Annotated in this window: 22 protein-coding genes; 4 read left to right on the forward strand and 18 right to left on the reverse strand. The window is 58.6% G+C overall.

Annotated features, from left to right (window positions below; genetic code table 11):
• Nucleotides 1-192: 192 nt before the first annotated feature.
• The 4 genes from VL197_07300 to chrA (VL197_07315) form a co-directional block, all read right to left on the reverse strand.
• On the reverse strand, nucleotides 193-1,770 hold the full coding sequence (locus tag VL197_07300; protein ID HUJ17784.1) for a methyl-accepting chemotaxis protein: 1,578 nt from the start codon (nucleotides 1,768-1,770) through the stop codon (nucleotides 193-195).
• Nucleotides 1,771-1,859: 89 nt separating this feature from the next.
• Nucleotides 1,860-2,723 carry a phosphate/phosphite/phosphonate ABC transporter substrate-binding protein gene (locus VL197_07305; GenBank protein HUJ17785.1) on the reverse strand — a complete coding sequence of 288 codons (864 nt, stop codon included), beginning with the start codon at nucleotides 2,721-2,723 and terminating at the stop codon, nucleotides 1,860-1,862.
• Nucleotides 2,724-2,808: 85 nt separating this feature from the next.
• Nucleotides 2,809-3,885, reverse strand: a complete 1,077-nt coding sequence (locus VL197_07310) for a sulfotransferase (protein HUJ17786.1) — start codon at nucleotides 3,883-3,885, stop codon at nucleotides 2,809-2,811.
• Nucleotides 3,886-3,954: 69 nt separating this feature from the next.
• Nucleotides 3,955-5,064: a chromate efflux transporter gene (chrA, locus tag VL197_07315; protein HUJ17787.1), complete on the reverse strand. Its 1,110-nt coding sequence runs from the start codon at nucleotides 5,062-5,064 to the stop codon at nucleotides 3,955-3,957.
• Here chrA (VL197_07315) and VL197_07320 point away from each other — a divergent pair.
• Together VL197_07320 and VL197_07325 are read left to right on the forward strand one after the other, a co-directional pair.
• A complete protein-coding gene (locus VL197_07320) occupies nucleotides 5,063-5,356 on the forward strand; it encodes a hypothetical protein (protein HUJ17788.1) in 294 nt (97 codons plus the stop codon). The genes chrA (VL197_07315) and VL197_07320 overlap by 2 nt on opposite strands.
• Before the next feature lie 562 nt (nucleotides 5,357-5,918).
• Nucleotides 5,919-7,709 carry a bifunctional sulfate adenylyltransferase/adenylylsulfate kinase gene (locus VL197_07325; GenBank protein ID HUJ17789.1) on the forward strand — a complete coding sequence of 597 codons (1,791 nt, stop codon included), beginning with the start codon at nucleotides 5,919-5,921 and terminating at the stop codon, nucleotides 7,707-7,709.
• Nucleotides 7,710-7,860: 151 nt separating this feature from the next.
• Here VL197_07325 and glmS read toward each other — a convergent pair whose 3' ends face one another.
• The 12 genes from glmS to VL197_07385 form a co-directional block, all read right to left on the reverse strand.
• Nucleotides 7,861-9,690, reverse strand: coding sequence for a glutamine--fructose-6-phosphate transaminase (isomerizing) (gene glmS, locus VL197_07330; protein HUJ17790.1), 1,830 nt, complete (start codon nucleotides 9,688-9,690; stop codon nucleotides 7,861-7,863).
• Nucleotides 9,691-9,774: 84 nt separating this feature from the next.
• Nucleotides 9,775-11,160, reverse strand: a complete 1,386-nt coding sequence (gene glmU, locus VL197_07335) for a bifunctional UDP-N-acetylglucosamine diphosphorylase/glucosamine-1-phosphate N-acetyltransferase GlmU (GenBank protein HUJ17791.1) — start codon at nucleotides 11,158-11,160, stop codon at nucleotides 9,775-9,777.
• Nucleotides 11,157-11,822, reverse strand: a complete 666-nt coding sequence (locus VL197_07340; protein ID HUJ17792.1) for a DUF502 domain-containing protein — start codon at nucleotides 11,820-11,822, stop codon at nucleotides 11,157-11,159. Before VL197_07340 ends, glmU begins: the two co-directional genes overlap by 4 nt.
• A 263-nt stretch (nucleotides 11,823-12,085) precedes the next feature.
• Entirely contained in the window at nucleotides 12,086-12,514 is a 429-nt protein-coding gene (locus tag VL197_07345; GenBank protein ID HUJ17793.1) for a prepilin-type N-terminal cleavage/methylation domain-containing protein, read from the reverse strand.
• A gap of 16 nt (nucleotides 12,515-12,530) precedes the next feature.
• On the reverse strand, nucleotides 12,531-13,067 hold the full coding sequence (locus VL197_07350) for a type II secretion system protein (protein HUJ17794.1): 537 nt from the start codon (nucleotides 13,065-13,067) through the stop codon (nucleotides 12,531-12,533).
• 19 nt (nucleotides 13,068-13,086) lie between these two features.
• Nucleotides 13,087-15,393: a secretin N-terminal domain-containing protein gene (locus tag VL197_07355; protein ID HUJ17795.1), complete on the reverse strand. Its 2,307-nt coding sequence runs from the start codon at nucleotides 15,391-15,393 to the stop codon at nucleotides 13,087-13,089.
• Between the two features lie 19 nt (nucleotides 15,394-15,412).
• Nucleotides 15,413-16,024 (reverse strand): hypothetical protein, encoded by a 612-nt coding sequence (locus VL197_07360; protein ID HUJ17796.1) that lies wholly within the window; start codon nucleotides 16,022-16,024, stop codon nucleotides 15,413-15,415.
• Nucleotides 16,025-16,036: 12 nt separating this feature from the next.
• The gene (gene pilO / locus VL197_07365; GenBank protein HUJ17797.1) at nucleotides 16,037-16,579 is read right to left on the reverse strand and encodes a type 4a pilus biogenesis protein PilO; all 543 of its coding nucleotides are present in this window, start codon (nucleotides 16,577-16,579) and stop codon (nucleotides 16,037-16,039) included.
• Nucleotides 16,524-17,066: a PilN domain-containing protein gene (locus tag VL197_07370; GenBank protein HUJ17798.1), complete on the reverse strand. Its 543-nt coding sequence runs from the start codon at nucleotides 17,064-17,066 to the stop codon at nucleotides 16,524-16,526. Before VL197_07370 ends, pilO begins: the two co-directional genes overlap by 56 nt.
• Entirely contained in the window at nucleotides 17,063-17,986 is a 924-nt protein-coding gene (locus VL197_07375) for a hypothetical protein (GenBank protein HUJ17799.1), read from the reverse strand. Before VL197_07375 ends, VL197_07370 begins: the two co-directional genes overlap by 4 nt.
• A gap of 38 nt (nucleotides 17,987-18,024) precedes the next feature.
• On the reverse strand, nucleotides 18,025-18,468 hold the full coding sequence (locus VL197_07380) for a DUF4079 family protein (GenBank protein ID HUJ17800.1): 444 nt from the start codon (nucleotides 18,466-18,468) through the stop codon (nucleotides 18,025-18,027).
• A gap of 71 nt (nucleotides 18,469-18,539) precedes the next feature.
• Nucleotides 18,540-18,965, reverse strand: coding sequence for a cupredoxin domain-containing protein (locus tag VL197_07385; GenBank protein HUJ17801.1), 426 nt, complete (start codon nucleotides 18,963-18,965; stop codon nucleotides 18,540-18,542).
• 153 nt (nucleotides 18,966-19,118) lie between these two features.
• On the opposite strand from VL197_07385, the gene VL197_07390 reads away from it, so the two are divergent.
• Together VL197_07390 and VL197_07395 are read left to right on the forward strand one after the other, a co-directional pair.
• The gene (locus tag VL197_07390) at nucleotides 19,119-19,808 is read left to right on the forward strand and encodes a response regulator (GenBank protein HUJ17802.1); all 690 of its coding nucleotides are present in this window, start codon (nucleotides 19,119-19,121) and stop codon (nucleotides 19,806-19,808) included.
• Nucleotides 19,798-21,549, forward strand: coding sequence for an ATP-binding protein (locus VL197_07395; GenBank protein HUJ17803.1), 1,752 nt, complete (start codon nucleotides 19,798-19,800; stop codon nucleotides 21,547-21,549). Before VL197_07390 ends, VL197_07395 begins: the two co-directional genes overlap by 11 nt.
• 156 nt (nucleotides 21,550-21,705) lie before the next feature.
• Here the strand turns inward: VL197_07395 and VL197_07400 are convergent, their stop codons facing one another.
• Nucleotides 21,706-22,728: a sulfotransferase gene (locus VL197_07400; GenBank protein HUJ17804.1), complete on the reverse strand. Its 1,023-nt coding sequence runs from the start codon at nucleotides 22,726-22,728 to the stop codon at nucleotides 21,706-21,708.
• A gap of 135 nt (nucleotides 22,729-22,863) precedes the next feature.
• A complete protein-coding gene (chrA, locus tag VL197_07405; GenBank protein ID HUJ17805.1) occupies nucleotides 22,864-24,108 on the reverse strand; it encodes a chromate efflux transporter in 1,245 nt (414 codons plus the stop codon).
• Nucleotides 24,109-24,263: the final 155 nt, after the last annotated feature.

Consider the following 24,263-nt stretch of genomic DNA (forward strand, 5'->3'; position numbering starts at 1 on the left):
TCCAGCCTCCGGGTCAGGAGATGCATTATAATGATATTCCGGTGATAAATCAACAGGAAAGACATTTCCTTGCGAAGGATATAAGTGGAGGAAAACCGGCGGAGGCTGAAAAAAACAGAGAAGGCACTCAAAACAATGAGTGCCTTCTCTGTTCAACTCTTTGCGGCATTTCAGGGCGATTGTTCCGAGGGCTCAGAACTTCTCAAATTCCCTGTCCCGTTCATCCATCGACCTGCCGTTTCCGGGATGCCCCAAATCGAACTTCACGCCTGAGAATATCGGCCCTCGCTTCACTGCGGGCGCCTCCCCGTGTACCGGCGGTGCTATTCTGACCCTGGACGCCGGGTCCTTCCGCATATCATCACCGGCCGTGGCCACCGTCGTTCTCCCCGCGTCTACCCTGAAGAAGGCGGTGGTCTGCAGAAGCTGGGCGGCCTGGGACGACAGTTCTTCGGCCATGGAGGCCATCTCCTCCGCCGATCCCGCGTTCTGCTGGATCACGTGATTGAGCTGCTGGATGGCGCTGTTGATCTGGTCCGCACCCGATGCCTGCTCCTTGCTCGACGCACTGATCTCCTGCACGAGCTCCGAGGTCTTCTGGATATCGGGAACGAGTTTGGAAAGCATGGATCCGGCTTTTTCCGCAACATCAACGCTGGACCGGGAAAGTCTGCTGATCTCAGCAGCCGCGATCTGGCTTCGTTCGGCAAGTTTGCGTACCTCCGCCGCGACCACGGCAAACCCCTTCCCATGCTCGCCCGCGCGGGCCGCCTCGATCGCCGCATTGAGGGCCAGCAGGTTCGTCTGCCGAGCGATCTCCTCGATGATCGATATCTTTTCCGCAATATCCTTCATGGCAGCCACCGCTTCGGCCACGGCCTTTCCGCTCTCCTGTGCATCGTCAGCGCTTTTCAGTGCTATCTTTTCCGTCTGCATGGCATTATCGGCATTCTGCCTGATGGTTGCATTCATCTCTTCAACGGAGGACGAGGCCTCTTCTGCGGAGGCTGCCTGTTCCGTGCTTCCCTGCGACATCTGTTCAGAGCCCGCGTTGATCGTCTGGCTGCCGGATGCCACTCCCGCGGCCGCAGCCTTCACGTCTCCTACGACGGTCCTCAGCTTCTCAACCATCGATCCGATCGAAGCGGACAGCATCCCGATCTCGTCGCCCGATTCAGCCTCCGGGGTTATCGTAAGGTCTCCCGACGAGACCTGATCGACAACGGCATTCAGCCGGTCGATGGGTTTGACCGCGAGGATGCGGAAAAGCAGATAGATGATGGCCGAGACCGCGAGCATGGTCGCGAGGGACAGCGAGGTCAGGATCGTCTGCGATTGCCGCAGCGCCCGGTTGATATCCCGGGTCGAATAGCCGATCTTGACAAGACCGATCTTCTCGCTCTGCTGGAGTATGGGGCTGGTATATTCAAGAACGTCGGCGGTGTCCCTGTTCTCTTTTTTCTGGCGCGTGAGCTCTTTCCCCTCCTTGTCGAGAATGACCGCATAGATGATGTCGTCGTCTCCTTCGGAAACATACCGTACATGGTTCTCGAGAAAAGAGAGGTTGTAGCTCAGGATCGGTTCGGCAGAAATGGCTGCGAGGAACCTCGCCACATTCTCCCCCTTGTCCTTGAGGTCGGAAACGAGCACGTTCTTTTCATGTATGCTGATGATCGTTCCCATGGCCGTAAAGACCAGAAGAAGCGCCAGCAGAATGCTGACCAGAAATTTTCTGGTTAACGTCCATTTTTTGAAATCGTTCCTGTCCATGACTGCTCCTCTCCTGTTCGCCGGTCGTTGTTGTCCGGCTTCCGCGCTCGCGCCGGGCAATGCTCTCTTTCCTGCGAAGGGACGTCCGGCTACATGCTGCCGGATATCTTTGTCGCCTTCCGCAGGTCATCATATTCCTTGTCAGCAATGGGGATGAACCCGGTGAGCCGGGCCGGGCCCAGGATGGCTTCATTATTCGGATCGTTCGGCTTCAGCTTGAGCAGGGCGGCTTTGATCTTCGTCGCCGTTTCTGCTTTCAGCTTCGGAGTGGCGAATAACGGCCAGTTCGGAACATAGTCGGTATACCCCACGATCCTGATCTGGGAAATATCGACCTTGTCCTTCACCTTTTCCAGTTCGTCCTCGCGGATCCCGCCGGCATCGGCGGTCCGGTCGAACACGGACTGAACGACCTTATCGTGCCTCTTGGCGAAGGGCAGGACAGTGATGTCCTTCTTCGTGTCGAAGCCGGCCTTGTTCAGGAGCAGAAGCTGGAACAGGTAGCCCGCGGGAGAATCCTTGTCCATGAAAACGAATTTCTTCCCCTTGAGGTCCGTGATGCGCTCTATCCCGCTGTCCTTTCTCACGATGATGATCCCCCGGAGCCTGGTGCCGCTTTTCACCTCCGATGACAAGGCGAGTGGCTCGATATTCACCTTGTCTTTGATCTCGACGTAGAGCAGGGGGTTCGCGAAGCCGATGTCCATCTGGCCGTTTTTTGCCGCCTCCTTGAATGCCGGAAAGTCCTTCGGGACTACAATGCTCACTTTTTCCCCGGTTTCTTTTGCCAGGTATTCGGCCAGCGGCGTATACATCCTATGCAATTCGGACGCGCTTAGACGAGGCACCGTCCCAAGCTTGATCTCGGCGGACGCGATCCCGGCCATGACCACAACAGCTCCCACGCTTAAAAGTACCGGTGTTACGACTACTTGCATCACCCAGTTCTTCATTGTTCCTCCTTAGATTATGGAATTGCAATTTTACATCGGCATGTACACGGCATGCCCCAACGTTGTCATCTTCCTCAATTCCCGATCATGCTCTGTTCCCGCCTGAATGACCGGATTTTAGCAGCCTGTCCTCGGGCAGGGACAGCGCCACGTGCGGGAACGCCTTTCGTTCCCCTATCGATTTGATCAGCCCCGCCTGCAGGTCCCGCCGTATGAGGTCGGCCGGGTCGATCAGCTTCAGCACTTTTTCTTTCATCCCCGCATTTTCAGCATCGAACGATTTTATTTCCGCATTCGTGAACCGCACCTGTTCTCCTCTGGGGATAAAGATGCGGTCATAACCCAGGGCGTCGAGAATATGGCCGGCCACGGCTTCGAATATCCTGATATCCTCTTCCCTGGCCTCCCGCAGGAATTTGCGATTGTTGTTCTGCATTACGGGGTTGACGACATTGCCCCAGAGTTCGCTGGAGGACGCCGCTCTCTTAGCTTCCTCGGTTCGATAATAGTCCAGCATGGCATCGCGAAAGGGCAGGCCGAGATAATCACAGATGTCCTGAGCCGTTCTCTGCGGGTCTCCGGTCAGTTCTTCGTAGCTGATATCCAGAAACCTGCCCGGTTCCATCTCCTTCCGGATCTGCAGTGCCAGTTCCTGGGTGGCCGCCCATTCACGGGCAATATGGTAGAAGTGCTTCTCGCCGACGACGGCCTTATGAAAGGAAACAGCGACATCCCGCCCGTCGCGGTACAAATAGATGTATTTGGGCTTGTGAAAATAGCTCTCTATCTGGGATACATACTTGATGTTCGCCAGGCTCTTGCAGCACCAGGTCGCTGCTCCCTTGGCCTCGGCGCACTTGTCATAGACCGCACCGTGGAGCGCCACCGGGCTGCGTTCGCGGCAGTGACGGGCAATTGCGTCCCGGTCAAGTTTGACCCCCTCCCAGGGGACCGGGTTCAGTTCCACGAGCCGGCACACATCCTCTACGAGCTGGGCAAAGTTCGAGTCCTGGCTCAAGTCTCCATAAACGGACACAAGCGGCATGATCCGCTGCAGGATATGCGGCGGGTGCGGTGCGGCAATCTCCGGCAGCTGGTTCAGCATCAAACGGAGCAGGTTCGAACCCGACCTCTGAGTTCCGATCATAAAAATGGGCATCATGGTAAAACCTCCCTCCCTGCCGACGCAGGTCCTCGCCTGTATGCTGCGTACCGCGGTCGCTGCAAAAACTTAATACAAGAGCAGACCCATGGCTCCCGCTGCGGGGATGATCCAGGCGGTCTCTACCTTAAAACGAAGGAGAGCGACGAGAGACAGACAGAAGATCAGGATCGTTACCCTGTTCATGGGCGCCGTGCGGGCTACCGTGACCGCTGCAGCCGCGATCATGCCGATGACGGCAGACCGTATGCCGCGCAACGAGGCTTTGATCATATCCGAGCGCTTGACCCTGTCCATGAACCGGGTGCAGAGCAGCATGACAATGGCCGGGGGTGTGAAGATACCAAGCGTTGCCGCAGCAGCGCCGCCCAGACCGGACACCTTGTATCCGATGAAGGCCGCACTGATCAAGATAGGGCCCGGCGTCACCTGCCCCATCGCGATGGCATCAACGAACTCCTGGCGGGTTACCCATCCATAACCATCCACCACGATGCGCTGGATCAGGGGAATGAACACGTAACCGCCGCCGAAGAGCAGGATGCTCATGGCTCCGAAGACTATCAGCAGCTTCGCGGCCGCGGGCAGAACCACAACAGAGGCGGCAGAGAGCGGGGCGGCCCATGCGTCTAACCGCGTACCCGCTCCGGGGTCGGTCGCTTTCGTTTTGTTGATCGGCCTACGGGCATCCCCTTGTCCCGCTCCTCCCCGGGGCAGGTGAAACAGCAGCCATCCCGTGAAACCGCTTGTCACGATGATGCCGACCGTAATCAGGAAACCACCCACGCCGAGCAAAAGACCGGCTGCAGCCAGGGCAATGACCGACTCGGTCGTTCCCTTGATCGCCTTTGTCGCCATGTTACCTGCTGTCACGAAAATAACGGCGGTAACGGCGGGGATAAAACCCTGGAACGCTTTGTTGACGGCCGGCATATGACCGAACGTGAAATAAGCATAACTGAGGGCAAGGACAAGCAGAAATGCAGGAAGGATTACCGCCCCTGCGCTCACGAGTGCGCCGGTGGCTCCGCGAGCCCGGTAGCCCACATAGGCCACAACATTCACCGCAACAGGGCCGGGCAGGACCGAGGCCAGTGAAACGCCATCCAGCATATCCTCGTGGGTGATCATTTTTTTTCGCTCGACTGCATAGTTCTGCACTACGGATATGAGCGCCATGAATCCACCGAAAGCAGTAAGCCCGATCTTGATAAATGTGAAGAACAGTGAGCACAGCGATGCTTCACTGGTGCTGCCAGAGCAGACGCGAGTCATGACCTTGTTGTCACGAGGTTCATCCAAGTTGTTTCCTGCTTTCCATATTCTTTATACTGCAGATGCGGCCAACGAATGTTCTCACAGCGCCGGATTGAACGATTACGTTGCAAATCGCGAGCCACCTGTTTACACCACGCTGAAGAGAGCTGCGTTTACGGACTTATTTGCGCCTTTCTGCAACACACGCCTCTAACGTCGACGCTGTCAATGAATGATTTTCCGATGGATGTGGCTGATGTTATGGCGTTTTTTTGAGGCGGGTTTGAAATGCTTTTTTAATTGGCTGGTCGTCTTAGCAAAAAGCACTAGTTCCGATTGTACGGTCAGGAACGAACATTGAGGGCTTATGACTGACAGGCTTTGTCCAGATTACGACTTATCCATTAATAATTTCATAATCCGGCAAGCAGCATTCTTTCGCAAGTTGTTATAAATAAAAGCATAAAAACAAGTCCGATTTTGGACAGGAATGCTATCTGGAGTGACAATAACTGACGTAAAGGAACCAGGAATTCGTCTCAATGACTACCCTATTATTATCTTAATCAGGGTATTGGCAGAAATTAATTAAAAATGGCCATTGGTATAGATCCTGCAAACAAACGAGTAATATCAGGGAAGCTTTCTTAAGTCCAAAGTGGATCACGGCAATTACCGGGCTTAAAAAGAGTTGCTCAAATGTATCCTCGTCTCTGGAAAGCACTGTTACAGACGACTCAAGGGGGTTTATATTCTCATGCTCAGGAGGATCAATCATGGCCAGGATTGAGAAATCGCCGACAGTTCACTTGATCGCTCCCTACGGCGGCAGGCTCGTTGATCTACACGCTGCTGCCGAAGAACGACTTCGACTGATTCGCAAGGCAAAAGGATTGCCGTCAATCCAGATTTCATTCCGGTCAATGTGCGACCTCCATCTGCTCGCCATGGGAGCATTCTCCCCCCTGGACCGGTTCATGGGCGAGAAGGATTATCAGTCCGTAGTGCGTGAGATGAGGCTGTCCGACGGCAGGCTTTTCCCGATCCCCATCACCCTGCCTGTGGACACGATTCAGGGACTCGAGGAAGGCAAAGGACTGGTCCTCCGAAGCCCGACAAACGAAATGCTCGCCATCATGTCGCTTGAAGAGATTTTCTCCTGGGACAGGGAGGCGGAAAATCGCATGGTGCTCGGCACTACGGATTCACGCCATCCGCTCGTATGCGAAATGCACCAATGGGGCCGCTACTGCCTTTCAGGCCCGCTCACGGTGATCAGCATGCCCCGATACGGCGACTTCCCCGATCACCGAAGAACGCCTGCGGAAGTGCGCGGCATGCTCGAAGCCATGGGCAGGGAGAACGTGATCGCTTACCAGCCCCGCCATCCCATGCACCGCGCCCACGAGGTGCTGACGAAATCGGCCGCCGAGGAGGTAGACGGGTCTCTGCTGATCCATCCCGTGATCGGAGCAACCGGGAACAATGACGCTGGACACTACGCCCGGGTGCGCTGCTACAAGGAATTGATCGAGAAATATTTCGATCGAGGGAAAACCCTGTTAAACCTGCTCCCCCTTGCGATTCGCATGGCGGGGCCGAGGGCCGGCATCTGGCACGGGATCATCAACAGGAATTACGGCGCCAATTACTTCATCATCGGCCGCGACCCCCACGGCCCGGGCAGAGACTCCGCCGGCCGGGACTTTTACATCTCGCGGCAGGTGCAGGATCTGTTCCATGCCCACGAGCACGAGATCGGGGTTGGCATGATCCCCCACAAGGAAATGGTCTATCTGCCCGAAGGGAACCATTACGTTTCATCGGACCGTGCCGTGAGCAGCCCGGCGCAGTTCATCCGGGTGTCGGCCACGAACGTCATCGAGGAATCCCTGTTCCAGGGAAAACGGCTGCCAGAATGGTTCACCTGTCCGGAAGTGGCGCAGATTCTTTTCGAGGCCTATCCTCCGAAAACGCGCCAGGGCTTCTGCGTCTGGCTGACGGGCCTGCCCAGCTCGGGAAAATCAACGATCGCTGAATGCCTCACCCCCCTGCTCATGGCTGCGGGCAGGAAGGTGACGATCCTTGACGGGGACGTGGTAAGAACCCATCTCACGAAGGGGCTGGGCTTCAGCAGGGAGGACCGGGTCACGAACATCCTCAGGGTGGGATTTGTTGCCTCCGAAGTGGTCCGCCATGAGGGCGTCGCCGTCTGCGCGCTGATCAGCCCCTATGCCTCTGCCAGGGACCAGGTGCGGTCGATGGTAGGAACCGGGCGCTTCATCGAGGTCTTCGTGGACACGCCCGTGGACGTGTGCGCCGTGCGGGACGTGAAAGGCATGTACGCCATGGCGAGACAGGGCAGGATAACGGGCTTCACCGGTGTCGATGACGATTATGAACCACCGCGCTCGCCGGAGCTCTGCATCGATACCGTTTCGTCGACGCCCGTGGAGGGCGCGCAGCGGATCATGCATGAGCTGACTCATATGGGATTTCTTGCCGATGACGAGGGGAACAAACACCGCACGGGCCGGAAGGGCGCTTCCCACGAGTTGAAGGCGTAATCCTGCGGAGACGGCTCAACGGAAACCGGGAGCCCGGGGATCAGCGAAGGAGCGATATAAACCCTGCGGTTGAGGACCGGGCAGACCCGCTCCTACCCCACCTTTTCATTCCCCATTATCATTTTTAGCGGCGCATTCTTCGCGAAGCAGTCTACTCCACCGTTACGCTCTTCGCCAGATTTCTTGGCTGGTCCACATCGGCCCCGCGAAGCACCGCAATGTGGTACGCGAGCAGTTGGAGCGGAATGGTCATGAGGATCGGCATGAGGAGCTGGTTCGTAATAGGAACGGAAATGGCATGAGCTACGCGCCCGGCGACCTCAGTGTCCCCCTCGGTGGTCACCGCGATCACGATGCCGCCGCGCGCCTTCACCTCTTCGATATTGGCCTGGATCTTCTCGTAAACGCCGTTCTTTCCCGCAAGCACGACCACCGGCAGGTTCTCGTCGATCAGCGCAATGGGACCATGCTTCATTTCTCCGGCCGGATAGCCCTCGGCGTGGATATAGGAAATCTCCTTCAGCTTGAGCGCGCCTTCCAGTGCGATCGGGAAGTTCGGCCCACGGCCGAGATACAGGAAATCATTTGCCTTGAAATAGCGTTTCGCAATCTGCTCAATGCCCTCGTTCGACTCGAGGCAGCGCTCCACCAGTGCCGGGATATGAACCAGGTCCTCGATCTTCTTCTTAAGCGCTTCCGCCGAGAGCGTTCCGCGGATGCTGGCGAAAAATAGTCCGAACAGGTACAGCGCTGTTAGCTGAGCCGTGAAAGCCTTGGTCGAGGCGACGCCGATCTCGGGGCCGGCGTGCGTATAGACCACGCCGTCGGCCTCGCGACTCGCCGTGGACCCTACCACATTGCAGACGGCGATGACCGTCGCTCCTTTCTGTTTCGCTTCGCGCATCGCCGCGAGCGTGTCGGCGGTCTCTCCCGACTGGGTGATTGCAATGAAGAGGTTGTCCCTGGCAACGAGCGGGCAGCGGTAGCGGAATTCCGAACCGATGTCCACCTCGGTTGGCATGCAGGCCAGCTCTTCGACCATGTATTTGCCCACCAGCGCCGCATGCCACGACGTCCCGCACGCAACGATGAATATCTTCTTTACTGCGGCCAGCCGCTCGCGCGTGAGGCCTATCTCCTCCAGGTGGATCGTTCCGGACTCCTGGGACACCCTGCCCCGGATGGTGTCCATGATGGCGCGCGGCTGTTCGTAGATCTCCTTCAGCATGAAGTGGCGGTACCCGCCCTTCTCGGCCATGACCGGGTTCCACAGGACGCGCGTTATCTCGCGAGAAAGCTCCCTGCCCGACAAGTCGGTTATCTTCACGCCTTCATTGGACAGGATGGCCATCTCATCATCGTTCAGGAACAGCATGTCACGGGTGCGGTGCAGGACCGCCGGGATGTCCGAAGCAAGGAAAAACTCGCCCTGGCCGAGCCCGACAACGAGCGGGCTGCCCTTCCGGGCGCCGACCACGACGTCCGGGCTTCGCTCATCGATAACGGCGATCGCATAGGCGCCCCGCAGTCTGGCGGCGGCCTCCCGCACGGCCTGTTCCAGCGGGATTCTCTTCCCGGCGATGCTGTCGATAAGGTGTGCGATCACTTCCGTGTCCGTTTCGGACAGAAAGATCCTTCCCTCTGCAGAAAGCTCCATTTTGAGCTCGGTGTAGTTCTCGATGATGCCATTATGGACCACGACAACGCTGCCCGCGCGGTGGGGATGGGCGTTCTCTTCGGACGGCCTGCCGTGGGTCGCCCAGCGGACGTGCCCGACGCCGACGGTGCCGTTCAACATCTCGCCGCGCAGGAGCGTCTCGAGATTCTGCAGCTTGCCAACAGCCCTGCGGACAGCGAGCTTCCCGTTCTCAAGAACGGCGATCCCCGACGAGTCGTAGCCACGGTACTCGAGCTTCTTGAGCCCCTCGATCAGGATCGGGACCGCCGGGTCCCTGCCGATATAACCGATAATGCCGCACATGGATCATCATGCTCCGTTCGAAATTTCAGACGGGAACTGGCAAATTGAAAGAGAAGCTCCTTCACTCTTCACTCTGCAATGTATTCAGTCCTTCTTCTGTTTCAACTTCCTTCTCCGGCTTGCAAAGCCTTCGCGGACGGCCTGGGGGACCCTGCTGATGGCCAGGGCATCCGGAGGGACGTCTTTGGTTATCGTCGCACCCGCGGCCACGACCGCGCCTTTGCCGATCCGCACCGGCGCCACGAGCTGTGCGTCACTGCCGACGAAAACGCCGTCCTCGATCACCGTCCGGTATTTCTGGAACCCGTCGTAGTTGCAGGTGATCACCCCGGCCCCTATGTTCACGTCACTGCCGACGGTCGCATCGCCGATATAGGAAAGGTGGTTCGCCTTGCTCCCTTTCCCGATGATCGACTTCTTGACCTCGACGAAGTTCCCGATCCGCGCGCGCTCGCTGATGACCGCTCCCGGCCGGAGGTGGGCGAAGGGGCCGACTGCCGCTTCCGACTCAATCTCGCTTTCCTCGATGATCGAGCAGTCCTTGACCGTGACCCTGTCCCCGATCACGCTGTCCGCGATGCGCGATCCGGGGTACACGGTGCAGCGCTCGCCGATCCGGCTCTTTCCCTCGATCCGGACATTCCCGTAGAGGACCGTGTCGCGGCCAAGCACGACGTCGCTTCCGATGAACGTGCTGTCCGGGTCGACCAGCGTGACGCCCGCCAGCATCCAGGCCGTGTTCACGCGGTCCCGCAGGACGGCCTCTGCGACGCTCAGGTCCTTCCTCGTGTTCACTCCCAGAACCTCGCGCGGATCGTCGCACACGAGCGCCGAGACTCTGCGCTGCTTCCTGCGCGCCAAAGCGATGGCGTCGGGAAGGTAGTATTCTCCCTGGGCATTGTTCCGGTCAAGCCGGTCAAGCGCATCAGAGAGAAAGGATCTATCGAAACAGTAGATGCCTGCGTTCACTTCCGTGATCTTCCGCTGGCGTGCGGTCGCGTCCTTTTCTTCGACGACCTTCATGACTCCGGATGATCCCCTCACGACCCGTCCGTACCCGTAGGGGTTTTCGACTCGCGCCGTGATGAGCGTGATCGCCGAGCGCGTTTTCACGTGGAGCTCTGCGAGATCACGGAGCGTCCCGGAGGTCAGGAGCGGCGTGTCGGCGCAAAGGATCATGACAGGTCCGTTCGCCCGGTCGATCGCTTGCCTCGCCTGCAGTACGGCGTGCCCCGTGCCGAGCTGCTCCTGCTGCAGGACGATCTCGGCGCCTTGCGCTTCGACAGCGGCGGTGACCTGTTCGGCCTGATGCCCGACGATAACGACAACCCTCTCAGGACCGATGCCGTTCGCGGCGTTCAACGCATGCGCGACCAGGGGACGGCCGGCAAGCGGGTGAAGGGCTTTCGCAAGGCCGGACTTCATGCGGGTTCCGAGGCCGGCGGCAAGAATGAGGACGGTCGGCTTCATGATGATATCTCCGGGCGTTTTTTCAGGCCATCAGTGTCGTCCTTGGGATGGGAGCGTTTCATCTTCTGCACATCGGCGTCGCGGAGAGGTACGAGCCCGAGCGATATGATGAATCTCATTCCCTGCTCGACGGTCATATCGAGCTGGATGACCTCCGGCTCGGGAAGGACCAGGAGAAACCCCGCTGTTGGGTTCGGCGTGGTCGGGACGAACACGGTCACGAACGTGCCGTTCAACTTCAGATGCTCGCCGGGCACTTCTCCGGTCATGAATCCGATGCTGTAGCATCCCCTGCGCGGATACTCCACGAGAGCAACACCGTGAAAGTTCTGCTTCAGGGAAAACGTCTCCATGACCTGCTTTACCGTAAAGTAGACACCGCGCACCAGGGGGACCTTGTGCAGCAGTTCGTCGCTCAGCCGGACGATGCGGCTGCCCAGATAATTGGCGGACAGCATGCCGACCGCGACAACGACCACGATCAGGGTGAGAATGCCCAGCCCGGGAAATTTCAAGCCGATAAGATCCCGCGGGAGGTCGCCTAGGATGCCGTCGATCACGCTGAGCAGGGCCGAAAGCACGTAGTAGGTCGCCCAGATCGGCAGCAGGACGAGCAGCCCCGTCAGGAAGTATTTTCTGAAGAAATATTTGATTTTTTTCACGAAATAAATATTACTGGTTTTATGCTGTTGTTGCAAGCTTTTTTTAGGATGGACGGCGTCAACCTACTGGTCGGTGACTTCCGAAACGGCGGCACTAGGCAGAAAAAAAGCCTTACCGGAAGGCGAAGGCCCGTGCAAGGATCGCATGCTACTCGCTTCGGAGGAAGACAATAGATTGGAAAAGTCAGGAGAATGATTTCTTTGAGGCTGCCCCCGGAAGAAGCGTTCGTCAAAAGAACGCGCACGGAGACGAACGAGACAGTTCACCACGTGTTGTAGGCGGTGCCGTCCGTAGCAACGAGCGGGCTGGCGCTGTGCACATCGAAGATCCCACCCTCGCTCCCCTCGGCAGGAGCAACCGTGATCCAGTCGGCAGCGTTCGTGAAGGGGTCCTTCGGCAGGCTGCGCATATAGCTCTTCGCGGGGTCCTGCGTGCTGGTCAGGTCCGCGAGCTGGTCAGGGTATTTTCCATAGTCTGCGTAGTACTGATCGATGGCCTCACGCAGGGAGAACAGGTTCTCCTTCAGCACCGCCTCCCGCGCCCTGACGATGGACTGCCTGAGGCTCGGCTGGGCAATGGTGAGGAGAATGCCCATGATCGCCATGACGATCAGCAGCTCCATCATGGTGAACCCGCGCTGGGAGGAGATGCCGGCGGCCGGGGTCCCGGCCCTTCCGTTATTCACTGTCACGTCTGCCCCCGGACAATCACCAGGTACTGTATTTCGTGCCATCGATTGCCACTGCCTCGCTCTTGGAATAAACGTCGAACACGTTCCCCCCGCCCCATTGGGTGGAATCGGGTTCATCCCGGTATGACCTGAGCCCCCAGTTGGCATTCTCGCCGTCCTCGGGGGGGGTCATGGGATCCTTTGGTATCCGCCTCAGGTACTTCTTCGTCTTGTCCACGGCGTTTGCCAGCCGCAGGGGCTTTGTCAGCTGTTCGAGGGATTCCGGGTAGTAATCCTGGTCCGCCTTGCAGTAGTCCGTCGACAGCTTGACCCCCTTCGTCGCGATGCAGTCGGCGCGAAATGCATCGATCGCGTTCCTGATGGTCCGCAGGTCGCTGCGCAGTTCCATTTCCCTCGTCCGCTTCACGGTCATGCGCGAGACGGGCATGACCGCAGAAGCCAGGATTCCGACGATGGCTATGACCACGATCAGTTCCACCAGCGTGATGCCCCGCTGCGCCGATGCCGTTCGAACGGGGAATGACCTGCATATGCCCGAATCCCGATTCGTCATACAGCGACTGTCGACCCCGCTACTTCACGACCGCCCTGGCACCCTTGAGATCGGTCTTGATGGGCTCCCGGTTGAAATTCCCCAGTTTTGCGTTCTTGAAAATAATATTGGCCGTGCCCGCTGATTTTCCCTGGAATATGATCGTGCAGAGGCTGCCTGAACCTTCGACCCCCCCCACGTCGCCGATGCGGGTCATGTAGATGTCCACGGTGCCGGCCTTGATGTTATTCGAGAAAAGGAAAGACGTCTGCTGACCGTCCTTCTTCAGAAACCCGTTTTCGCTCGCCGCCTTGAACTCCACGACTTTGGGATCGTAACCGAGCGTGACAATCGCACCGTACAGGTTCTTCACGTTGCTGACGGAGAGGTCGTACCTCAGATCCTGACCCAGGGGGGACGCGGACTCACCGGGTTTGATCTCCAGCGAGGCCGGTACTGCCTGATCCGCAGCCACCGGTTTAGCCGGCTCGCCTGCTGCCGGAGGCTGCCGCTGCGCCATGGAGTCAAGCACCGCCGCCTTGTCTAAGGGCTTTTCCGCCGATTTCGAGCTCTTCCCCGTGCTCACGAACAGCGGTTTCGTGTCGTAGGCCTCTTCCGTGCCCGACCAGAAGTTCAGCGCATCCTTGTCGGGAAGCTCCATGGTGCGCACGATGCTCGGCGTGATCGACATCAGGATATCGGTCTTGATCGTGCCGTTGCTCGTATTTGAAAAAAGCTTGCCCAGGATCGGGATGTCCCCGAGGATGGGGAGCTTCACCGTGCTTTTGCGGTCCTCGTCCTGGATAAGGCCTCCGATGATCACGCTCTCGCCGTCGCGCAGGTTGACCACGGTCTCAGTGTTGCGCGTGCCAAACTTGTACTGTTTCTGGCCGTTGCCGAAATCGATGGCGTCTTCGAGCGTGCTGACCTCCATGCCCATCTTGAGCGTGACCGTGTTGTTGAGATGGACGTTCGGCTCGATGTTCACCTTGATGCCCACGTCCTTGTACTCGAACGTGGACGTTACGGCCACTGTCGCCGTCGATTGGATCGTCGAGGTCTGGACTGGAATTCGCTCTCCGATGTGGAACTTCGCTTGTTTGCCGTTCAGCACCCTCACCCGGGGGTTCGCCAGCGTCTGCGCATCGGAATCCTGCTTGAGCAGGTTCAGTACCAGTCCCGGCAGGGTCAGTATGATATTGTCCCCCGTAATATTCCTGAGGTTTGCTAGAGTGATCTGTGAGCTGCCCTGCGTCTGGTTGGTCCCCTGTACAGTAGCGGTCGCCGACCCTGGATTGAGGTTCCAGCCGTACTGGATGGAATTGCTGCGCGCGATCTCGAGCACCTCGACATCGAGGACGACCTCCGCCTCCTTGAGATCATTCGCGTTGATGATCTTTTCCACGAGCTTGATCTTCTCCGGCGTGTCCCGGACGGTGATCGAGTTCTGGACCTCGTTCACGTAGATCTTCTTCACGTCGAGCATGGATCTGAGCAGGTTCACCGCCTCCTTCGATTTGACGTTGGTCAGGTAGAAGGTCTTGACCAGAAGGTCCTGATACTGGTCCAGCTTGGCCTTGCTCTTGGGTATGATGATGATCGTATCGGCGCTGATCTTCTTCATGAACAGTTTGTTGGTGGAGAGCAGGAGATTGAGCGCGTACTGGAACGATACGTCCTTGACGAAAACGGTGACGTTCTGCGCCCGCACGTCCTCGTCGAACATGATATTGATGCCCGCAAGCTTCGACAGGACCTCGAACACTTCCTTGATGTTGGTGTTCTTGAAATTCAGCGTGATCGGCTTGTCCGAGGCCAGGGTAAGCGCTTCATCGGGCTCCGTCTCGGACTTTGTTTTTTGAAGCTTCGCGAGCGAATCGAAGTACTTTGCGTTTTCGGGATCGAGCTCGACCGCGAGGTTCAACTCGTTGATCGCATCGTTCAAGCGGTTCAGTTCCTGGAAGGTGAGTGCCGTGCGGTAATGATCCTCGGCCTGTTTCATGTTCAGCACCGACTTGAGGGCGCCCTGGACGGCCGCGCTCGTGGGGTTCAGGTACATGGCCTGCTGCAGTTCGACGATGGCCTGGTCCAGCTTGCGTTCTTTCAGAAACGAACGTGCCTTCTTATAATGCTGGTTGGCGGCGGTCTCCTGGGCCCGCAGCAGGGCCGAACGGTATTCGATGTTCTGAGGATCGGTCTTGTTGGCGTCGCGGTATTCCTTGACGGCCAGGTCCCATTCTCCGTTATGGGCGAAGCTTTCGCCCCGCTGGAATGCACGGGAACCGGCGCAGCCCGCGAGCGACAGGGCGGCAAGCGCGACCACGCACAGTAGGATGGCCCTTTTCATTAGCTCCCTCCTTGCCATGTTACCGCTGCTTCGGGGCAGCTCCGGACTGGTCGGCCCCGCCCGAAAGCTCGACCCGGACTTCCACGCGGGTGACCGTATCCTGCAGGACCACGTGTTCCTTGCCGGCCTCTTTCACACGGTAGTTCTTCAGGACCGACTCTCCGCTCCGGACGATAAAGAGCTCTCCGTCCTTGGAGAGGAACAGGCTACTGTCCTTCTCCGTAAGGTATCCGAGAAAGCGGAACTTCGAGAGGTCGGCCCGGGCAGCTTCCGCCGCGATCTCTTCCGGTGTCTTTTCCGGGACTGGCGGCGAAACAGGCACGGTCGGCGTGGGTGCCGTTTTGATAACCGGCTTTATCCTGCTCGCCGGGTTCTCCATCCGGAAGAAGTCCCTGACCATGCCGGGGTACTTCTCCTCGCGCCGGACGAGGAACAGCAGCAGGGGGTCCGGTGCGGACGACGGCGACTGCCCCCCCCCGCGCACTGATGTCGTCGCCACCGCTCCTCGGACATAGATCAGGGGAGCGGTGCGGGGTTTCCCCGCCGTCAGGACCCGGTACCCGATCAGGATCATGAGCAGGGCGAGCAACCCAGCCAGCAGTTTCTTCTGATTTTCCGGAGTCAGCGTCATATCAGTCGCCCATCACTGGCCCTTCACGTAGGTCACCAGCTTCAGCTGCATCCGCACGAGACCCTTGTCCCCTTCGAGCTTGAGGTCCTGGATGCCGACAGGCCGGTCCGATGTCTCGATTTCGTAGACGAACCGCTTGATATCGGCATACCTGCCCTCAGCCGGGAACGCAAAGGAGAGGATGGCCAGTTCTTCGCCGCTTCGCTTCGGGATATCATAGGTGATCGCAGACACGGTCAGGTTCAGCCGCCGCGCGGACTGAACAAGGTCCTTGACCAGGATCGGCATGTCCTTCTGGGTCGGGATGCCTGCCCGGATGCCTGTCAGCTCTTTTTTCTGTTTCTCGAACAAGATGGCCTCGGTGCGCCTTTTTCTGAGCTCGCCGTACCTCGCCTCCAGCGACCGGATCCCGTTGATGTACGGAACAACGAGGAACGCATAGAGTAACAGGTCGGCGATCAGAAGCGCGGCGCAGACAAGGACCGCCTTCTGCAGCCGTCTATTTGCCCGGAGCCACTCCGGAAGCGTTATGTTCCTGATAGAGAGCGACGACATTGAACGATATGATCCCTTTCTCGACCGACTGATGTCGCAGATAGGCTTCCTTGAACACCAGGGACCGCTCCAGGCCGATCATGAGGTTCCTGAGCGCTTCCGGCGACTGAGCTGTTGCCTCGAGGACGAGTTGGCGCTCCCGGGGATTGTAATCCACTTTATTTACCGCGACACCGGAGGGGAAAACCCGCTCGATCTGGGTGAAGAGGCGTGTCCACGAGAAGCGCCGCGCATCCATGAGCGCTGACATGGACGAAAGGTCCTTGATGATCCGGTCCCGCTCGGCCAGCAGTGGTTTGATCTGTTCCTCGGATGACAGGATCTCCCGCACCTTACCGTCTATGTCCCGGGTGTGCAGGCGAAGTGCCAGTGAGGTCCAGACAATCGCCACGACGCCTGCTGCAAGCAGCACGCTCGCCGCGACGAGCCCGGTCCGGAGCCTGTCCATGAGCGGATAATCCCTGCTCGCGAAATTGATCGAGATCATGCCGGAATCCCCGCCCCTAGGGCCGCGGCCATTTCCGTCGGCGCCTCTACGCCGTGGGGAAGGACCACTGCGGGAGAGAGAGCCTCGACCGCGAGCGCATGCTGCGATTTCAGCTCCTGCTCCAGCACCTCCCCGATCCTGGCGTCCCCGGTCAGATAGAGATATCCCAGTTCGGATTGCTGCGACCGGTCGCGGTGGGTGTAAAAATGGAGGGAGTCCTCGATCTCGCGCAGCAGCCGGGCCGTGATTTCATCACCGCCGCTCCGCTTCAGATCCTTGGAGCGGTAGAAGCGGACGCCCCCCTTTTCCGCGATGATCGTCGAGAACGAATCGGTGTGCACGTGCGTGAGGGCGAAGGAGCCGGACCTGGCATTCATATAAGGGGCATAAAAGTTCAGTGCAGAAAGCGACGAGATCCCCATTGACCAGGGCTCCACGTCCAGCCCGAGAAAGAGGTCCTCATACTGGGCGAGAACGGCCTTCTTGGCAACGCAGGCAAGAACGGTAATCCCCGGCCCGCGCCGGAGGATCTGGTGCCTGAGAACCGTTTCCGCGAGATCGAAGGCCGCTGTTTTTTCGAGCCTCCAGCGTATCAGCCGATCGCGCTCAACAGCCTTCGGCGGAAGTTCATCGAACTCAAGCGTCTGGATCCGGAATATCTGGTCTGGAAGACAGACCGACGCGCGGCAGGGCTTCGGGAGAGACGGACCGGCGCAGCGTTTGATTGCCTCGGTTAGTCGGTCCGGGTCGGCGATATTCAGTGCGGAATAGGACTCCGTCAAAACTCCCGGTGGAAGGTCCTCTTGGATGGCCGAGCTAACCCTCAGGGAACCGCCGTAGCCGGAGAGCGCCGCGACCCGCACCGCCGACGACGTCAGTTCGATGCCTAACCGCGGATTTCTGTTCAGAAACCATAGCATTGATCGTATATATTAACAAGGTGGTAGAGGGATGTCAATTAAAACAACGCGCCTAGGCCGAGAAACACCTGGACGGGATAGACGGACAAGATGGCTATGCCAATCGCGAAATGCGGTGTACGCGAAGCCGATTCCTGACCCCTGATGGTGCGGGATATGGCAACGCTCGCGATCATGAGAAGAACAAGGACAGTGCCCAGGAAGAGGTGCGGAGGATATTCAAATATCTTTCCGGTATCGAGCATGACGAGGATGATCCCGTAGACATACCCGAGAACGGCCAGAACCGCGTAAAGAGGACCGCCTTTCCGGTGCTGCCTGATCGCCGGGAAGGGCAGCGGCGCCCTGGCTTTGCGCGCTTTCCTGATCTTTATCCCAAGCCATGCCTGGTGCCAGAACAGAAGCATCACGAGAAAATTATAAGTCCCGTGAGCGAGCCGGAGTGAAACAAGCAGTTGCCTGTCGATGAGCGGATATTGCATGGGAGAACAGGGGACGGACAATACGCGGAAATCACAGTTTCCTTACCGTGTCTGTCCCCATTTTTATGATTTTACTGGACAACCTCGATGAAACCGTCCATGCCCCTGTCCTTATGGCTCTTGAAGAACAGGAAGCGCTCGTCACACTCCATTTCATATTTGCCTGTCTTCGTCGGCGTGAACTTGACGGTCATGGCCTCTTTGTCGCTCAGCTTGACCTTGAAATCGATCCCTGCCTCAGGAGCTTTCACCAGGATGTCATGAGGCACGTACCCTTTGGTTTTTTTTACGGACAGTTCCACCGGCACGTTGACCTTTACCACGATATAGTTCGGATCGAAAAAATACTCGCCGCCCGTGATATCCACATGCTGGACCCCGTCAGGACCGACCGTGGCGACGAATCGTTTCTCTTTCATGCCCTCCTCCCCATGGGCGGCCAGTGCGAACAGCAGAAGGTACGCGAATACCATGGTGGATGATCTGATGTATTTCATGTCTGTTGTCTCCCCCTTTCGCTGGAAATTCTAAGCTGATTATAGCATCAATGTACCGGCATCGGTCAATAATTTGTGATGTTATCATGAGATTTTTATGGTATATTTTCCTCTGATCATCCGGCACTTAATTTCATTATGATCCAGCGTGCTATGGAACCGAAAAAAATCCTTGTCGTTGACGACGAACCCGACCTGATCGAGCTGGTGTCCTACAACCTGAAAAAGGAAGGCTACAAGGTCTCCACCGCGGCTGACGGAGAAGAGGCGCTCGAAAAGCTGCGTAAAGGCGGCTTTGACCTTGTCATCCTCGACCTCATGCTCCCCGGCGTTCAGGGTGTCGAGGTCTGCAGGATGCTCAGGAACAACCCGAAGACCGAATCCCTGCCAGTCATCATGCTCACCGCGAAGGGCGACGTGTCGGACAAGATCAGAGGACTCGAGACCGGCGCCGATGATTATATGACCAAGCCATTCAGCCCGAAGGAGCTCCTTGCCCGGGTTAAGGCGCTGCTCCGGAGGACCGGCGAGGGCGGCGCCCGGGACAAGGTCATACGCATCGGCGACCTCACGATCAACACCGAAACCGTTGCGGTCTCCAGGGGAGCCGAAGCACTCCACCTGAGCGCGACGGAATTCAAGCTCCTCCTCTTCCTTGCAGAGCGAAAGGGCCGCGTGTTCAGCAGGGACCAGCTGCTCGACGCCGTGTGGAAGGACGAGACCTATGTCGAGCCGAGGACGGTCGATGTCCACATCCGGCGTCTCCGGACCCAGATCGAGACCGACCCGTCGAACCCCGCTCACATCAAGACACGACGGGGCGTTGGCTATTATGTCGAATAGCGGTAAGGGCGGCATTTTCAGGCGGATGTTCGTGATCTATGCAGTGATCATGATCCTCGCCGTGATTGGCGTCGAGCTGTCAGTGACCAGTGCCGTTCGGGACACCTACATCTCCCATCTCCGGGACAATCTCGCTGTTCAGGCAGACCTCGTATCCGACACCCTCTCATTCCGCTCCCTGTCACCTCTCGACGATGCGTGCAGGCAGTTGAAACAGCGCATGGGAGCCCGCGTCACCATCATTAACACGGACGGCAGGGTCCTGGGCGACTCGGACAGCGATTCACGGACCATGGACAACCATGCTCACCGCCAGGAGATCCAGCAGGCCATGCTGAATGGCATTGGCATGGCCGTGCGATTCAGCAATACCCTAAAATATGACTTCCTGTACGTCGCGGTCAAGATATCCCGCGGTGGTGCTGATGCGGGATTTATCCGGCTGAGCATCCCCCTTGCGGACGTGGATGCCGCCGTCAATTTCCTGAGGCTCAAGATCCTGGCCATCGTGCTCTCGATCCTTGTCGCAGCGGCCCTGTTCTCGTTCTGGCAAATGGACCATATACGGAGGCTGACGCGCCAGATCCGCGATTTCGCCGGGTCCATGGCCAGCGGGGAAGTGGGGAAGAAGCTCTTCCTGCACCAGGAAGGCGAGTTTGACGAGATCGCCGCGAGCCTCAACGCCATGTCCGAGGAACTGAAGAACAGCATCGCCAGCCATGAAGAGGAGCAGCACCGCCTGAACATGGTCCTGAGGAACATCCCGGACGCCCTTTTCATCATCAACGCGAAGGGCATGATAACGCTGTCCAGCGTGGCGGCCAGGACCCTGTTCGGGGAAACGGCCCTCACCGGCAGGCCGTTCATTGAGGTTGTCCGTAACAGCGAGTTCCTGTTGCTCATGGAAACCGTGCGGAAGGAGGAGCGGTCGGCCAGCGCGGAACTGCGCATCGACTCGCCGCTCGAACAGTACTGTGTGGTCCAGGTCTCTCCCCTTTTCTATCATGAACGGGAGCTGTCGGGTTTCGTCGCCATTTTCCACGACATCACCCAGCTCAGGAAACTGGAGCAGACCAGAAAAGATTTCGTCGCAAACATCTCCCACGAGATCAGGACCCCGATCACGGCCATCCAGGGTTTTGCCGACACGCTCCTCGAGGGAGCCCTCGATGATCGCCAGAACGCTCTCAAGTTCCTCCAGACCATCAAGGCGAACAGCGAACGGATCAACAGCCTCGTGGAAGACCTGATGACCATTTCCAAGCTCGAACTGGGCGTGATCAGGATCGAAAAGTCTCGGGTCGATATCCGGGAGGTCGTTGACCATGTCCTGGCGACCCTGAGCGACAAGGCTGTTGCCAAGGGCCTGTCCGTCGGTGCGCGTCTGATGACGGAACCGGCTGCGATCGATGCAGATCGTGACCGGTTGATCCAGGTCCTGAGCAACCTGGTGGACAACGCCATCAAGTTCACGGAACAGGGCGGAGTGACTATCGGCGATGAGATGCATGGAGGGAAGCTGGTGCTGTTCGTCGAGGACACGGGCATCGGTATTGAAGCCAGACATGTCCCCCGGCTGGGTGAGCGCTTCTACCGGGTCGACCCCGGCCGTTCACGCAACATGGGCGGCACCGGCCTCGGTCTCGCGATCGTGAAGCACCTCGTGAAGGCGCACGGGTGGGACCTGCAGATAGAAAGCACGCCCGGGAAAGGGACCAGGGCAAGAATCGTCACCGGCTGATCCTGCGCTGCTCACGCCCTTTCCTAGAAGACAAACCGACAGCTGCATTCGCCACGAGCCTGCAGTAAATCCACATCACGACGGGCACTTCCCTGTTCTCGAGGTATCCCCGCAGGCCGAGAGGGGCAAGATGCCGGCTGTCATCCCGGAATGCGCCTATTCTCTCGTGAGAGAGGCAGCGTGGCGGGTCTTGATTTCTCTCAGGAGGCCTGCCTGAAGGTCCCGGCGCAGGAGGTCGGCCGGGTCCACGCCTTTTCGGGAGTCCTCCTTCAGACGGTTGTTCTCTTCGTCGAATGCCGCAAGGTCATAGCCCGTGAACATCATCTCTTTATCTTCCCGCACATAGGTCCGTTCATATCCCAGCGCGTCGAGTACGCGGCCTGCGACCGACTCGAAGATGCGTATGTCCCGTTCGCTGGCTTCCCGGAGGAACTTCCGGCTGTTGTTGCTCAGGACCGGCTTTGTCACATTGCTCCACAGGTCGCTCGAGGAAGCTGCGCGTTTCGCTTCGTCGGTGCCGTGGTAGTCGAGCATGGACTCGCGGTAGGGTACGCCCAGGAATGCGCAGATCCTCCGTGCGGTCGCCCCGGGGTTTCCACTCAGCTCCTCGTAGCTCACGCCGAGGAAGCGGGCAGGATCGATGGTGCGCTGGTACTTTAATGCCAGATCCTGGGTCGCTGCCCATTCTTTTGCAATATGGTAAAAGTGTTTCTCTCCAACTACGGCCTTCCGGAACGAGAGGGCCACGTCGCGGCCGTCGCGGTATAGGTAGATGTAACGGGGATCGCGGAAGTATGCCTCTATCTGGGGCACATAATGGATGTTCGCAAGGCTCTTGCAGCACCAGGTCGCTGCTCCTTTGGCTTCGGCGCAGACGTCGTATACGGCGCCATGGATCGCCACAAGGCTGTGCTCCCGGCACCGCCCGGCGACATCACTCCTGTCCAGCCGGACCCCTTCCCACGCCACGGGGTTGAGCTCCACCAGGCGGCAGACGTCCTCCACGAGCTGCATGAAATCATCACGCCGGGAGAGGTCTCCGTAGCTTGCGACAAGCGGCATCATGCGCTGCAGGATATGCGGCGGATGGGGCGCCGCAATCTCCGGGAGCTGGTTCAGCATGAGTCGCAGCAGGTTCGAGCCGGACCGTTGGGTGCCTATCATGAATATGGGTCTCATGGCGATATCCTCCTGAATTGGTCGTTGTACATGACACACAGAAGTGTGTTCACATGCTTCTGCATATTGCCAGGAACACTGGCCGCTCGTTGACCGGGCTCCGTGCTCCCTCGCTCCCGTGGCGAATCCCAGGCGTCAATACAGCAGCAGTCCGGCGATCCCCGCAGCAGGGATGATCCAAACGACCTCCACCTTGAAGCGGAGCAGAGCGGCCAGCACCGCTGCAAAGATCACGAGCGACACCCAATTGTGCTGGGACGTCCGCCCGACGACGACGGCGGCCGCAGCGATCATGCCGATGACCGCCGGCCGGATGCCCCGGAGACACGCCTTGATGGTATCCGATTTTTTGATCCGTTCGAAAAACCCGGTGCAGATTACCATCACGATCGCCGGCGGAGTAAAGATGCCGGCCGTTGCCGCCGCGGCTCCCGAGATCCCGGCCACCTTGTAGCCTATGAAGGCGGCACTGATCAGGATGGGCCCAGGCATTACCTGCCCGAGGGCGATACCATCGATGAACTCTTGGCGAGTGACCCACCCGTACCCGTCGACCACGGACTGCTGGATCAGGGGGATGAACACATACCCGCCGCCGAAAAGCAGCACGCTCATGCCGGCAAAGGTGATGAAAAGCTTGGCCGCGAGCGTCATGTTCAGGCCCAGCAACGGCGCTGCGCCCGCCCAAATCGCCGGGAGCGGCTTCGCCGCGGGAGGACCTTGTGCATCGCCGTCGTTCCTCCCGCCGCTGGCTCCTGCTTTCCGGACGCTGGCCGGATTCTCCGGGAAAGAGGCTGATGACGAAGCGGGGCGGAACAGGAACCATCCGGCAATCCCTCCGCCCGCAATGATAGACACCGTGATAAAGAAACCACCGACGCCGAGCAGAAGAAGGAAAGCCGCAAGCGCAATGACGACTTCGGCAGCGCCCTTGATGGTCTTGGTGCTCATGTTCCATGCAGCGGTCGCGATGATAGCGGCGATCGCGGGCAGGAAGCCCTTGAAGAGTTTACCCACGACCGGCATCTGACCATAGTTGAAATAGGCATAGCTCAGGCCGACCATAAGCAGAAACGACGGAAGGACCACGCCGAGGACGCTTGCGAGCGCGCCGCGCCAGCCTCGCACCTTGTGACCCACGAAGGCCACGACGTTCACCGCGACCGGCCCGGGCAGGATGGTAGCAAGCGAAATGCCGTCGAGCATGTCCTCCTGCTTGAGCCACTGCCTGCGTTCCACGGCGTAGTTCTGCACGACCGAAATGAGCGCCATGAAACCGCCGCCGAAAGCCGTACTTCCGATCTTCAGGAATGTCAGGAACAGTTCCCCGATCGATACTTTCCGGTCGGGGGTTGAAATAGTCACCGCTAATGTCTCCATGGTCGTATCCCCTAGTTATTGATGGGCCGGGAGCCGGTAGCCCAGAGATTCCCCGATGACCGCCCCGCTGACCGGTGATTCCCGCTCTACGAATCCCTGCTCTTCCAGGAATGCGATGATCGCGCGGGCGCTCGCTTCGGGGGAGTCACTCGTGG

The organism is Nitrospirota bacterium (assembly GCA_035516965.1).
Lineage (GTDB): Bacteria > Nitrospirota > UBA9217 > UBA9217 > UBA9217 > MHEA01.